Origin of the sequence: Caballeronia jiangsuensis, from assembly GCF_046030135.1 — a bacterium.
GTDB classification, from domain to species: Bacteria; Pseudomonadota; Gammaproteobacteria; order Burkholderiales; family Burkholderiaceae; genus Caballeronia; species Caballeronia jiangsuensis.
The window spans coordinates 235,388-250,128 of the sequence record NZ_JAQQDB010000006.1 but is presented as its reverse complement, the minus strand read 5'-3'; the positions used below and the strand labels follow the sequence as shown (position 1 = coordinate 250,128).

2 protein-coding genes are annotated in these 14,741 nt (G+C 66.0%); both read right to left on the bottom strand.

Going from position 1 to position 14,741, the window contains the following annotated elements:
• Positions 1–2: 2 nt before the first annotated feature.
• Positions 3–4,988 carry a non-ribosomal peptide synthetase gene (locus PQR08_RS08965; protein WP_408161262.1) on the bottom strand — a complete coding sequence of 1,662 codons (4,986 nt, stop codon included), beginning with the start codon at positions 4,986–4,988 and terminating at the stop codon, positions 3–5.
• 25 nt (positions 4,989–5,013) lie between these two features.
• Positions 5,014–14,568, bottom strand: coding sequence for a non-ribosomal peptide synthetase (locus PQR08_RS08960; protein WP_250486032.1), 9,555 nt, complete (start codon positions 14,566–14,568; stop codon positions 5,014–5,016).
• Positions 14,569–14,741: the final 173 nt, after the last annotated feature.

The following is a 14,741-nucleotide window of genomic DNA, read 5'->3' as shown; positions in this document are numbered from 1 at the left end:
TCTCAGATGTCATTGGTCGATGCCAGCGAGAAGCGGCGTGCGAGCGTCGAGGCGAGGCCCGCGAAATGCGGTGTGGCGAATACGTCGCGAATGGCGATATCGAAACCGGCCTTGCGTGCCGCTTCGACGAAGCGCACGACGGCGAACGATGTCGCGCCTGCTGCGAAGAGATCGTCGTGCGGCGTGAGGGTTTTGCCATCGAAGAGTTCGCTCCAGATGGTCGCGAGCGTTTGCGCTTCGCCGGTCTCATCGTTCTCTTTGCTCTCTTCGTTCGATGGCTGCGGCGTGATACGCGCCACGCTTTCGAGCGTGGCTTCACACGCGTCGAAGACTTCCTGCGGCGCGTGCGCGAACTGTTCGACAGTCGCGAGATAACGCTGCGCAAGCATCTCGACGAACGCAGCATCGACGCGTTCGTTCGCATAGGAAAACGCGCAACTCACGCGGCCATCGGGATGTTCGGTCACGTCCAGTTCCAGATCGAACACCACGCGATGACGCATGTCATCGAAGCCTTCGATTGCGAGGCCCGCCCAATCGCGCGAGGCCATCGCGGCCGGGCGAAGGTAGTTGAACATCACCTGGAAGAGCGGATTGGCCGCGCCGGGCCGCTCTGCATTCAGCGCAGACACGACATCGGCGAACGGCGCATCGGCGTGTGCATAGGCGGCGAGCGCCGCGTCGCGCACGGTGGCGAGCAAGGTCGCGGGCGTATCGTTCTTCGACATGCGCGTGCGCACGACGACCGCGTTGATGAAGAGCCCGAGCGCATCGCGTGCGGCATCGCCCGTCGATTCGCGTGTCGATGCAAGCACGCCGATCGGCTGATCGAGCGCGCCCGTCAGACGATGCAATGCCGCGTTGAGCGCCGCATGCAGCAGCATCGGCAGCGTGGCGTGGCATTCCATCGCGAGCGCGCGGCTGCCTTCGACGAGCGCATCGTCGAGATCGAACGCGATGCGGCTTGCGAGCCATTGCGGGTCTTCCACGCGGCCCGATGCCGGCGCGGGCAATGCGATCGCGGGCAGTGCCTTTAGCGCGTCGCGCCAGAACGCGAGACGCGCGCCCGTCGCTGACGACGGCAGCACCAGCGCATTCGATACACGTTCCGCCACCGACGCGCCCTTCTGCAAGGCTACATACGTCGCGCGGATATCGTCGAGCCAAAGATCGATCGACGTGCCATCCGACACGATGTGATGCACGACGAGCGACAGCACGTGGTCGTCGTCGGCCAGGCGCAGCAGACGCGCGCGCCATAGACGCTTCGCGTGCGCGAGATCGAAGGGCGTGAGCGCGTCTTCATCGGTGATGCGCTTCGCTTCATCGATGCGGCCCGCGACATCGATCACCGGCAACTCGAAACGCCACATCGGCGCGATGCGTTGACTTGGCGCTGCGCCCTCGCGCTCGACCAGTTGCGTGCGCAAGGCCGGATGACGCGCGGCGGCTTGCGCAAGCGCTTCGCGCAACGCGTCGGCATCGAGCGGACCGCGCAGGCGCACCGCGACCGGAATGTTGTACGCGGCGCTTTGCGGCTGCGCCCGCCACAGGAACCAGAGGCCGAGTTGCGCGGCGGACAGCGGCCATATGCCGTTCTCGTCGGGCTCGAAGGTGTCTTGCACCGTATCCGATGCGCCTTCGCATGCGCTCGCCTGCTGCACGCGTTTCGCGTATTGCGACAACACCGGCGTTTCGAACAATGCGCGCACCGGCACATCGCGTCCGAGCATCTCCGCGATGCGCGTGACCACGCGCACGGCCGCGAGCGAATGCCCGCCGAGTTCGAAGAAATGATCGGCGCGTCCGACGCGCTCGACGTTCAGCACCTCGCGCCAGATTTTCGCGAGCGCGGCTTCGGTGCCCGCGGCAGGCGCTTCGTAGCGGCGCTCCTTCTTCGGCGGCTCCGGCAACATCGCGCGATCGACCTTGCTGTTCGCGTTGCGCGGCAATGCATCGAGCACGACGATATGCGCCGGCACCATGTAATCGGGCAACGTGCGGCGCAGATGCGCATCGAGTTCGGTGGCATCGGCGGCACGGCCGAGCGCGGCACGTTCGCGCGCATCGGCCTTCAGTTCGACATACGCGACGAGCGCCGCTCGCGCGCCCTTGCCGCGCACCACGGCGCATGCTTCGCGCACATCGTCATGCGCGGCGAGTTGCGCTTCGATTTCACCAAGCTCGATACGCAAGCCGCGCAGCTTCACCTGATGATCAACGCGACCGATGAAGTCGAACACGCCATCGGCGCGGCGTCGCACGAGATCGCCCGTGCGATACAGACGCGCGCCCGGCTCGCCATACGGATCGGGCACGAAACGCTCGGCGGTCAGCGCGGGACGGTCGAGATAACCGCGCGCGACGCCGACGCCTTCGCCGCCGAGATAAAGCTCACCGATCACGCCGACGGGCAGCGGATTCAAACGCTCATCGAGCACATGCGCGGTACGCGCGCCGACGAGCGTGCCGATCGGCAGATACGCGCAATACGCGAGCTTCGCGGGATCGTCGCCGGGATTGAACATCCACAGCATCGGCGTGATGACAGTTTCAGTCGGACCGTAGCCATTGACGATGCGCGCGTTCGGGAACGCGCGGCGCATCAACGCGAAGGCTTCGCGCGACGTCGCTTCGCCGCCGACCGTGATCGACTTCAACGTGGGCGGCGCGCCGTGCACGAGCGCCCATTCCGCGAGTTGCGTCGCGCAGCCCGGCGGCACGTAGGTCATCGTCACGCCTTCTTGGCGCATGAGCTTGCATGTCAGCGCGGGCGGCCAGAGCGTGTCGGCGGTGATCGCGACCGCCGCGCCCGAGATGTACTGCGAGAACCAGCCTTCGTGCGCACCATCGAAATTAACCGACTGGAACAGCATGAACGTGTCGCGCTCGGTCGCGCCATAACGTTCGGCGATGGCCACGCAATGACGCGCGAACGAACCGTGATCGACGATCACGCCCTTCGGCTTGCCGGTCGATCCCGATGTGTAGATCGCGTAGGCCGCCTGTTCCGCCGCGACTTCGGCCAACGCGACGCGCGATGTGTGATCGCCGGCGTAGAGGCTTTCATCGTCGAGCAGCAGGATGCGCGCGTTCGCGGGCACGGGCAGCGCATCGAGGCTCGCGCGTTCGGTGACGATGTGATCGATGCGCGCATCGTCGAGAATCTGTGCGAGACGTTCGCGCGGATGGCTCGGATCGAGCGGCACGAATGCACCGCCCGACTTCAGCGCCGCGATCAGGCCCACGAGCAGATCGACCGAACGGCCCAGCGCGACGCCCACGCGCATCTCCGGACGCACGCCCGCATCGATGAGACGTTGCGCGATACGCGTCGCGCGCGCATCGACTTCGCCGCGCGTGAAGGCTCGCTCCATATCCGCGACGCCGCGCGCATTTGGCCGAGCGCGCGCATGACGGGCGATGTGTTCGTGCACGGAGATGAATTCCGGCGCGCGTTCAGGCGCATTGCGATTCCATGCCTCGAGCTGCGCGCGCTCGTCCTGCGGCAGCCATTGCAGATCGCCGACGAGCGTGTGCGGCGCATCGAGCGCGTTGCGCAACAGTTCGACGAAGCGGCGCGCAAGACGCTCGATCGCATCGGCATCGAAGAGATCGAGCGCGTAGATGAACGCGGCATCGAGCGAGCCGTCCGCGCGTTCCTCGAAGTTCGCGGTCAGATCGAACTTCGCGAACGGCGTGCCGGAAGGTAATTCGGTTGGGCGCACATCGGCGAATAAAGGCAGTGAACGACGCGCACCATAGGCCGCCATGACCTGAAATAGCGGATGATGACTCGCGCTGCGCACGACGCCGAGCGCTTCGACCACTTGCTCGAACGGCACGTCCTGATGCGATTGCGCATCGACGAGCGCGCCTTGCGCGGCATCGACGAGTGTCGAAAACGGCTGCGTTACATCGACGCGCGCCGCGAGCGTCAACGTGTTGACGAAGAAGCCGATCAGACCCGCCATTTCCGCGCGCTCGCGATTCGCGGCGGGCACGCCGATCTGGATATGCGCTTCGCCCGATGCGCGCGCGAAGAGCGCATCGAGTGCGGCGAGCAGCACGGCAAAAGGCGTCGCGCGGCGTTCGTTGGCAAAGGCGCGCAGACGAGCGGCGAGCGCTGCATCGAGCGTGAACACATGACGCGCGCCGCGCGCGCTGCGTTCGCCGGGACGCGCCGCCACGCCCGGCAACATGAGCACGTCGCGCGAAGGATCGAGCCGAGCGCGCCAGAAATCGAGTTGCCGTTCGCGCTCGCCCGCATCGAGCCAGCGACGCTGCCAGAGCGCGTAATCCGCGTATTGAATCGGCAATGGCGCGACGGACACCGCTTCGCCTCGTGCATACGCGCGATAGAACGATGCGAGTTCGGCCAGCGCGATATCGGCGGACCAGCCATCCGACACGATGTGATGCGTCGTCAGCGAAAGCCAGTGCGTGTTTGTATCGAGCCTGATCAGATGCGCGCGCAAGAGTGGCGCATGCGCGAGATCGAAGGCGCGCGATTCGTCGGCGAGTGCGAGCGCGGCGGCACGCGTCTCACGCTCCGCGACGGGAACATGCGTGAGATCCACCGATTGCCACGGACAGCGCATCGGTGCATGCACGGTTTGCAGCACGCCGTCCGCGCCTTCCGAGAAGGTCGTGCGCAGCGCTTCATGACGCGCGATCAACGCATCGCACGACAGGCGCAGCGCGTTCGCATCGAGCGCGCCGTCGAGTTGCATGCGCTCGGTGATGTGATACGCAGCCGGCTCGTCGATCATGCGCGCGTGCAGCCACAGACGCGCCTGCGCAAACGATGCGGGCACGGCCGCCACCGGTTCGTCACAGGCCTCGCTTCTTGCGCGCGGCGGAATCGGCAGCATGCGAAAGTCGATGCCCGCGTCGGCGAGCCGCGCGACGAACACCTTGCGCTGCGCATCGGGCAACTGCGCGAAGCGCGTCGCGAGCGAGAGCAGATCGGGTTTGGCCTGCGTCATGCGTTTCCTCTTTTTCTTGCGGTTCTCATTGCGTCTCCAGTTCGCCGAGCAGTGCGTCGATGGCGCTCGCCGCGTCATGTGCGCCGCCCGTTGCATCGCGTTGCGTGAGCGCGGCATCGATCGCGACGGCGCAGCGCGCAAGCGTCCGCTCATCGAAGAGCGTGCGCAGCGGCAATGTCAGTGACCAGTGCAGGTTGGCCTGCGCGTTGGCCTGTGTCGCGAGCAGCGAATGGCCGCCGAGCGCGAAGAAATCGTCATCGCGGCCGATGGCTTCGAGATGCAGCACGCGCTGCCAGATCGCGGCGAGTTCGCGTTCGGTCGGTGTCTGCGGTGCTTCGATACTTCCTTGCGTGCGTATCGGCGCGGGCAGCGCGTTGCGGTCGCACTTGCCATTGGGTGTCACCGGCAGCACGTCGAGCGCGATCACGTGCGACGGCACCATGTAGGCGGGCAGTTGCGAACGCAACGAATCGAGCACGGCGGATTCATCGAACGCATCGGGCGCGGCGCATGCGATGTAGCCGATCAACTGCTCGTCGCGCACGATCACGACGGCATCGCGCACATTCGGCTCGACGCGCAGCAGCGCCTCGATCTCGCCCAGCTCGATGCGCTGCCCTCGCAGCTTCACCTGCGTATCGATGCGGCCGAGATAGTCGAGCGCACCATCGTCGCGACGACGCGCGAGATCGCCCGTGCGATAAAGACGCGCGCCCGCGATGAACGGATCGGGCACGAAGCGTTCGGCGCTCAGCGATGCACGCCCGAGATAACCGCGCGCGAGACCCGCGCCGCCGAGATACAGTTCACCGATGCCGCCGGAAGGCACCGGATGCAGCGCCGCATCGAGCACATGCAGTTGCAGATTCGCGATCGGATGACCGATCGGCACGGAAGCCGATTCGATATCGCGCGCACCGCATGTCCAGTGCGATACATCGATGGCGGCTTCGGTCGGACCATAGAGGTTGTAGAGCCGCGCGTTCGGCAGCAGCCTGGCGACGCGCGCGACGAGTTCCGGCGCGAGCGCTTCGCCGCTTGCGACGATTCGCTCGATGCTCGCGCAGCGATGCGCGTCGCCGAACTCGTCGATATGCGCGACGAACGCCGCGAGCATCGACGGCACGAAGTGCAGCGTGCTCACGCGATGCGCTTCGATGGCCGCGACGAGCCGCGCCGGATCGCGATGATCGCCGGGCGCAGCAATGGCGAGCTTCGCGCCCGTCGCGAGCGGCCACACGAATTCCCAAACGGACACGTCGAAGCCGAATGGCGTCTTGTGCAGCACGACGTCGTCGCGCGTCAGGCGATACGCGTCCTGCATCCACGCGATGCGATTCGCCAGCGCGCCGTGCGTGTTGCCCGCGCCTTTGGGCTTGCCCGTCGAGCCGGATGTGTAGATGAGGTACGCGAGTTGCGCATCGCTGACTTCGATGGGCGTTGCGAGCGTCGCGTCGTTCTGCATGAGCGTGGCGATATCGAAGACGCGCGCATCGGAGGCAACGGCCTCGACACGTTCACGCAAATGCGTTTGCGTCAGCACGACGGAGGGCTTCGCATCGTCGAGCAAGTACGCGATGCGCTCGGCCGGATAATCCGGATCGATCGGCAGATAGGCCGCGCCCGCCTTCAACACGCCGATCAGCGCGACGACCATTTCGAACGAACGCTCGACGCACAGCGCGACCGCCGTGTCCGGCGCGACGCCCACGCTCACGAGCGCGGCAGCGACGCGCTCCGCGCGCTCGTTCAACTCGGCATACGTCATATGCTTCGAAGCGCCATCGCCAGCGTTCATTTCAAGCGCGATGGCATCCGGCGCAGCCTTGGCCATGCGCTCGAACTGCCGATGCAGCGGCGCACGTTCAACATCGTTCCAATCGCGGGCCGTTGCATTGAAACGCGCGGCGTCTTCGGCAAGCGAGATCGCGCCCAGCGGCGCATCGGCGTTCGCGGCAAATGCATCGAGACAGGCGGACATCGCGCGATGCAGCGCCGCCACGCGCGATTCATCGAGACGCGCCGCGTCATACCCGTAAGCGATGACGATGGACTCGCCCGCCTCCACCACGAGCGTCAGGGCGAAGTCCGTCGCTTCGATATTGCGCAGATCGCGCATCGCGAGCGCGCGTTCATCGCGGCCGGCCCATGCTTCATCGACGGGATAGTTTTCGAAGACGACGAGCGTGTCGAACAGCGCACCGCCGCCCTGACCCGCCCAGCGTTGAATCTCCGCGAGCGGCGTATGGGCATGTTCGTTGGCCGCGGCGTTGTCCGCCTGCAATTCTCGAAGCCACGCGGACGCGGCACGCTGCGGCAGCGGCGCGGTGATCACCGGCAGCGTGTTGATGAAGAGGCCCAGCACGTCGTCGATATCGGCGAGCGTGTCGGGGCGGCCCGCCACCGTCGAGCCGAACGCGACGCTCGTCCGATGCGTCATGCGCTGCAACGCGAGCGCCCACGCGCCCTGCACGAGCGTGTTGAGTGTCACGCGCAGACGGCGCGCGGTATCGATGAGGCGTGCGGTCGTCGCGGCATCGAGCGTCGCGCGCCACGTACGGTGATCGTCGAGCGAAGGTCGATCGCTCGCCTCGCGTTGCGCGATAAGCGTCGATTCGTCGAGACGTGCGAGACGTTCGAGCCAGAATGCCTCGTCGGCCTGCGCGTCGCGTGCGGCGAGCCATGCGATGAAGTCGCGATAGCGCGTCTTCATGGAATGCGCGGCGAAAGGCTGCGCGCGAGGCGGCTCGATGTAATCGCGCAACACGTCCGCGAACATGCGCGCCGTGCTCCAGCCATCGAGCAGCAGATGATGACGCGTCCACACGATGCGCCATTCTTCATCCGAAAGTCGAATCAGCGTGACGCGCATCAAAGGCGGCACCGCGAGATCGAAGCCGCGTGCGCGGTCGTCCGCGAGCCACGTTTCGAACGAGGCAAGCGCATCGCTTCGATCGCGCCAGTCGAGCACGTCGAACGGCATGCGCGCCTGGCGATGCACGATCTGCATCGGCGCGGCTTCGTCGGGCGTGAAGCCGGTGCGCAGGATATCGTGACGCGGCACGGCCGCTTCGAACGCGGCGCGCAAGCGCTCGACGTCGGGCGCGATCAACGTCGCCGCGAGCTGGTTCACATACGTCGATTGTTCCGGCGCGAACAGCGAATGAAACAGGATGCCCTGCTGCATCGGCGACAACGGATAGATGTCGGTCACGCCGCGCAGATCGACCGGCAGACGTTCGAGCGCCGCTTGCGTCAGGCCACCATCGCGTGCGAGCGGGAAATCGCCCGGCGTCGCGCCTGCGCCTTTGATCGCGATGCGTTCCGCGCACGCGCTCACGATTTCGGCAAGCGCGCTTTCGAACCGTTGCGCGAGCGCTTCGATCGTCGCGCGCTCCAGTTGCGTCGAACCGTAGACCCAGTGCAGTTTGAGCGTGCGTTCGTCGCTGTCGTCCACGTAAGCATGAATCGCGAGTGCATTGCCGAGCGGGCCCGAAGGATCGCGCTCACAACCCGCGCCGCCAAAACGCGGCGTGAACGCGGTGTCCCGCGCGTTCTGTGCTTCGAACTGGCCGAGATAGTTGAAGGTCACGCGCGGGCGCGGCAATGCTTCGAGCGATGCGCGCGTCGCTGCGTCGCCGTAATGGCGCAGCACGCCGAAGCCGAGACCTTTGTGCGGCACCGCGCGCAACATGTCCTTCGCGGCGGCGAGCGTGGCGACCGGCGATGCTTCCACCGGCACCGACACCGGATAGTGACTCGTCAGCCAGCCGAGCGTGCGGCTTGCGTCGATGTCGTCGAAGAGCGCTTCGCGGCCATGTCCTTCCAGCTCGATACGGCACGTCTTGCCGATCGCATGTGCGAGCGCGGCGATCAGCAGCTCAACCGTCTGCGTGCGATAAGCGGCGTTCGCTTCGGCGAGCACGGCGCGCGTGAGCGTGACATCGAGTGTCTGTTCGATGACGGCGGCATCGGCGTTCGTCGCCTTCGCTTGCGGGTGATCGAGATGCAGCTCATCGCCTGTCGCGAGTTGCGTCGTCCAGTATTGCGCTTCTCCGGCGAACGGCGATTGCGAATCGCGTGCCGCCTTCGCAAGCCGCGCCGCCCATTGCGACGCCGTTGCGCCGGTGCGCGTGAGGCTCGCGATGCCGCGCGTTGCGGCCGCGCGATAAGCATTGAGCAGATCATCGAGCAGGATGCGCCACGACACGCCATCGACGATCAGATGATGAATCGCGAGGTACAGCTTCGTGCGTCCGTCGGGCAGCGATGCGGCGAGCGCGCACGCGAGCGGGCCGCGTGAAATGTCGAGCGTACGCTGGATCGCATCGAACTGCGCGAGCGCATCGGCTTCGTCGTATGCGGTGACAGCGGCGAGCGGCAACGTGTCGAACGCCTTCGAAGCCTGCACGATGCGCCATGCGTTCGTCGCGGCGTCGTGCTCGAAGCGTTGCCGGAAAATCTCGTGATGCGTCAGCAGCGCATCGAAGGCGCGCGCGAAGGCATCGAGATCGAACGATGCGTGCGCATCGAATTCGATCGACTGATTCCAGTGGCCGCGTTGCGCAATATCCAGCGCGAAGAAGCGCAATTGCGCGGGCGTGAGCGTTGCGTTTTCATCCGCTTGCTTCGTTGCGGCGACGGGCGCTTTCGCTTCGGCCGTCTCGATCGGCTTGGCAACGCGCGCAAGTTGCGCGACCGTCGCGTTGTCGAAGATCTGCTTCGGCGTCGCGCGAAGGCCGCGTTTGCGCAGGCGCGCGATGATTTGCAGCACGAGAATCGAATCGCCGCCAAGCTCGAAGAAGTTATCGTCGCGGCCGATGTGCTTCGCCTTCAACACGTCCTTCCACACCGATGCGATCGTTTCTTCGACTTCGCCTTGCGGTGCGTCGCTCGTTGCGGCGGCTTCGACCGGCTTCATCGCGATATCGCGCAGTGCGGCGCGGTCGATCTTGCCGTTGGCCGTCACGGGCAGCGCGTCGAACACGACGATCGTCGCGGGCACCATGTATTCGGGCAAGCGTGCGGCGAGCGCATCGCGCAGCATGGCTTCGCTTCGCACCGTGCCGCTCACGAACGATGCGAGTTGCAGACGGCCATCGCGATCGATCGGCAAGGTCTCGGCCTGAGTCACGCCTTCGATCGCGCGCAACGCCGCGCTGACCTCGCCCGGCTCGACACGATAGCCGCGAATCTTGACCTGATCGTCGATCCGCCCGAGGAACGCGATGCGTCGATCTGCGAGCAGGCGCGCACGATCACCCGTGCGATAAAGCCGCTCGCCATGCGCAAACGGATGCGGCACGAAGCGCTCGGCCGTGGCGGCCGCACGTCCGAGATAGCCGCGCGCGACGCCCGGGCCGCCGAGATACAACTCGCCGATACCGCCCGGCGGCACGCACGCGCCCGATGCGTCGAAGACATAGGCGCACGCGTTCGGCAACGGACGGCCGAGCGGCGCGCCCTGCGCGTTGCGTTCATCGTCGGCGAATGCGGATGCCTCGCACGCGATTGCGCCGACCGTCGCTTCGGTCGGACCATAGTGATTGATCACGCGGCACGAAGGCTTCAGCGCCCTGACACGATCGACGAGCGCCCACGGCAAGGACTCGCCACCCGTCACGAGCGCATGCGAAGGCAATACGTCGGCGGGATGCTGAGCTTCCAGGAGCGCGTGCAGATGACTCGGCACGATCTTCAACACGCCCACATCGCGCGCGCGCATCTCGGCGGCGAAACGGTCCGGATCGAATGCGCATCGAGCGGGCAGCAGATGCAGCGTGCGCCCCGAGCACAGCGCGCCGAAGAGCGTCGTGTGACCGAGATCGGCAGCGACGGTCGAGACCATCGCCATCGACGCGCCCGGCGCGAACGCGAGTTCATCGAGCATGCCTTGCACGTAGTCCGCAAGCGCGCGATGCGATACGGCGACGCCCTTCGGCGTGCCCGTCGAACCCGATGTGAAGATGACGTAGGCGGTTTGTTCCGGCGCGGGTTGCACGCGCTGCACGGCGGCATTCGCGAGCGATGCATCGTGCGCGAGCGTATCGACATCGAGCAACTGCGCGTTGCCGAGCGCAGGCGGCGCGTTGTCGTCGTTCGTCGCGACGAGCGCGAGTCGCGCGCCGCACGCTTCGATCGCGCCATCGAGGCGTGCCTGCGGCATCGACGAATCGAGCGGCACCGCGTATGCACCCGACTTCATCGCGCCGATCAGCGCGACGACGAAGCGCACCGAACGTTCGATGCACACCACCACTGCGCGCTCGGCCTGCGCGCCCTCCTGACGCAACGCGAGCGCGACGCGGTTCGATGCGTCGTCGAGTTCGGCGTAGCTGATTTGCGTGTGCGCATCGGCGAGCGCGATGCGATGCGGCGTCGCGCCCGCATGCCGTGCGATCAGCGCGAGGATATCGTCGGCGGCGAACGTCAGCGCGCGGCCGCGTTGCGATTCGCGTTGCGTCGTGCAATCGAGCGATGCGATCGCACGCGAAGGATCGCGCACCGCATCCGCGACGAGCGTCGCGAAGCTCGCGAGCCATGCGTGCGCGGTGGCGTCATCGATGCAATCACGCGCATGAGCCGCGACGAGTTCGATGCCGCGCGCATCGTCGGTGAAATCGAGCGCGAAATCGAAGCGCGCCGCGAGATCGGGACCGGGCGTGGCGATTGCCGTTGCGTTCGGTAGCGCCGCCTTCAATTCGGCATCGAACTGCTGGGCGAATTTCACGCGCAGCCATTCTTCGCCACGCGCGACGGGCGGCTTCACTGCATCGAGCACGCGATCGAACGGCACGTCCTGATGCGCGAATGCATCGAGCGCATGTGCGCGCACATCGTCGAGCAGACGGGAAAACGATTGACGGGAATCGACGCGCGCGCGCAAGGCCAGCGTATTCAGACACAGCCCGATGAGCGATGCAGTCTCGGGCCGCTGCCGATGCGCGACCGGCGTCGCGACAACGAAATCGTTTGCGCCGGTCAGCCGATGAAGCCATGCATCGAACGCCGACAGCAGCACGACGAACGGCGACGCGTGCCTGTGGCGCGCGAGCTTACGCAACGCGTTCGATGTCTCGACGGACAAACGCAACGACACACGTCCGCCACGATGATCGCGTTCGGCGGGACGCGAGCGGTCGTATGGCAGTGCGAGCGGCTCGGGCGCCGCATCGAGCGCCTTGCGCCAGAAGCCGAGTTGACGCTCGCCCTCCGCGCCTTCGACCAGATCGCGCTGCCATTGCACGTAGTCCGCGTATTGAATCGGCAGCGCGGGCAGCGACGGCGCTTTGCCTTGCACGTAAGCGCCATATGCGTGCGCGAGTTCTTCGAAGACGATGCGCGAGCTGTAGCCATCGGTGATTGCATGATGCGCGGTCAACATCAGGCGATGCGATTCATCGCCGAACGTTACGAGCGTCGCGCGCAACAGCGGACCATTCGACAGATCGAACGCTTCGCTCGCGTGACGTTGCGCAAGCGCTTGTGCATCATCGATTGCATCGGCGTTCACGCGCGCGATCGTCACCGGCAACGACGCGTGAACGCGCTGCATGACGATGCCGTCGTCGTTCTCGACGAGCGTCGTGCGCCATGCCTCGTGACGCTCGATCACATGATCGAGTGCGCGCTGCAAGGCGTTCGCATCGAGCTTGCCGCTGATATCCCAATGGCACGCGATGTGATACGCCGAACCCGCATCGCGCGTTTGCGCCAGCACCCAGAAGCGTTGCTGCGCGAACGATGCCGGCCGATCGATGTGACGCACGTTCGTCGGTGCCGCGCTTCTCACGATGACCGTATCGCTTGTCTCCGCGTCGCTTGTGTCGATCAGCGCGGCGAGTGCTTCCAGCGATGGATCGTCGAAGATCGCGTCGAGACGCAGGTTCACGCGCCAGTCGATGCGAATCGCCGCCTGCAACTGCATCGCCGCGAGCGAATCGCCGCCACGTTCGAAGAAGCGATCCGCGCGGCCGATGGGCGCGGCATCGTCGAGAATGCGTTGCCAGGTTTGCGCGAGACGTTGTTCGGTATCGGTCGCGGGTTCGATGTACTCCGCGCCACGCACGGCCGACGCTGACGCAATCTGAGTGTTCAACGCATCGCGATCGAGCTTGCCGTTCAACGTATAAGGCAGGCGCGCGAGCCGCACATAGCGATGCGGCTGCCACGCTGCGGGCAAGTGTTCCGCGAGATACGTCTTCAACGCGGCATCGCTCGCAGCTTCATGTGCGACGACGAGACAGGCGGTTAGTTGCGTGCGGCCAATCGTCGATTCGGCAAGCACGGCGGCATCGCGAATCGATGGATGCGCGCGCAAACACGCCGCGATTTCCGCAGGCTCGACGCGCACGCCGCGAATCTGCACCTGATCGTCGATGCGCCCGAGATAGTCAAAGGCGCCATCGGGGCGTTCGCGCGCGAGATCGCCCGTGCGATAGATGCGCGCGCCCGGCTCGCCCGAAGCATCCGGCACGAAGCGCTCGGCCGTCAGCGCCGCGCGTCCGTGATAACCGCGCGCGATGCACACGCCGCCGAGCAGCAGCTCGCCATCGTCGATGCGCGCGACACGCGGACCGATCACGCGTCCGATGGGCAGCGACGCGTAGGCATCGGCATCGCTCAGATCGGGCGTGACGTGCGGCTCGACGGGCCACAGCATCGGCGAAATGACGGCTTCTGTCGGCCCATAACCGTTGATGAGACGCTGCGCCGCGAACACGCGCCGCACGCGTGCGAACGCTTCGCGCGACAGCGCCTCGCCGCCGAACGCGAGCACGCGCAACGTCGCGGGCACGCCCTTGCGCTCGGCAAGCGCCGCGAATTCGCGCAGGTAAGCCGGCGGAAACGCCGCGACGTTCACGCCTTCGCGCTCGATCAACGCATGCGCCGCTTCAGGCGCGAACGGCGGCGGCGGGGTAATGACGATGCGCGCGCCCACCGCGAGCGGCGCAAGCCAGCACTCGTGCGCGGCATCGAAATTGACCGACGCGAAATGCAGCAGACTATCGCCCTCGCCGATGCAGAGCGCTGTCGCGAGCGCGTCGCAATGCGCGGCGAGCGGACCATGTTCGACGACGACGGCCTTGGGCAAGCCCGTCGATCCCGACGTGTAGATCATGTATGCGGCGGCGCGCGGATGCACGGGCGTGTCTTCATCGAGCGCGGGCGCATCGGCGTGATCGTGATGGACATCGAAACATTGCGCGAAACGTGCGCGCATCGCATCGTCGGCGGTGGCATCGACGATGCCGTGCGCAAGGCCCGCATCCTTCGCGATCCAGTCGAGGCGCGCAGCGGGATGATGCGGATCGAGCGGCACGAACACGCCGCCCGCCTTCAGCACGGCAAGCAGCGCGACGAACAATTCGCACGAACGCTCGACGCACACGCCGACGCGCACTTCCACGCCGACGCCTGCCGCGCGCAGTCGCGCCGCGAGCCGGGACGCGCGAGCGTCGAGTTCGCCGCGTGAGAGACGCGCGTCGTCTTGGGCGTTGAAAGCGAGCGCGGGCGCATCGGGTTGAAGGCGCGCAAGGTTCTTGATACGAAGATGCAGCGCGGTCGGGAAACTCGTCATCGGCATGAATTCCTTCGGTTCTGGCCGCATCGGAAAAAGCTGCGGCATGAACGGTGGGCCGCTGAAAGTGCGGCTTCACTCGGGATGACGATTCGCGCGAAAAAATATTTACCGCTTTTCTGGTGCTAAAGATTCGCCGCGCTGAAACGTCTCTATGTAGAGGTGCCTTCAGC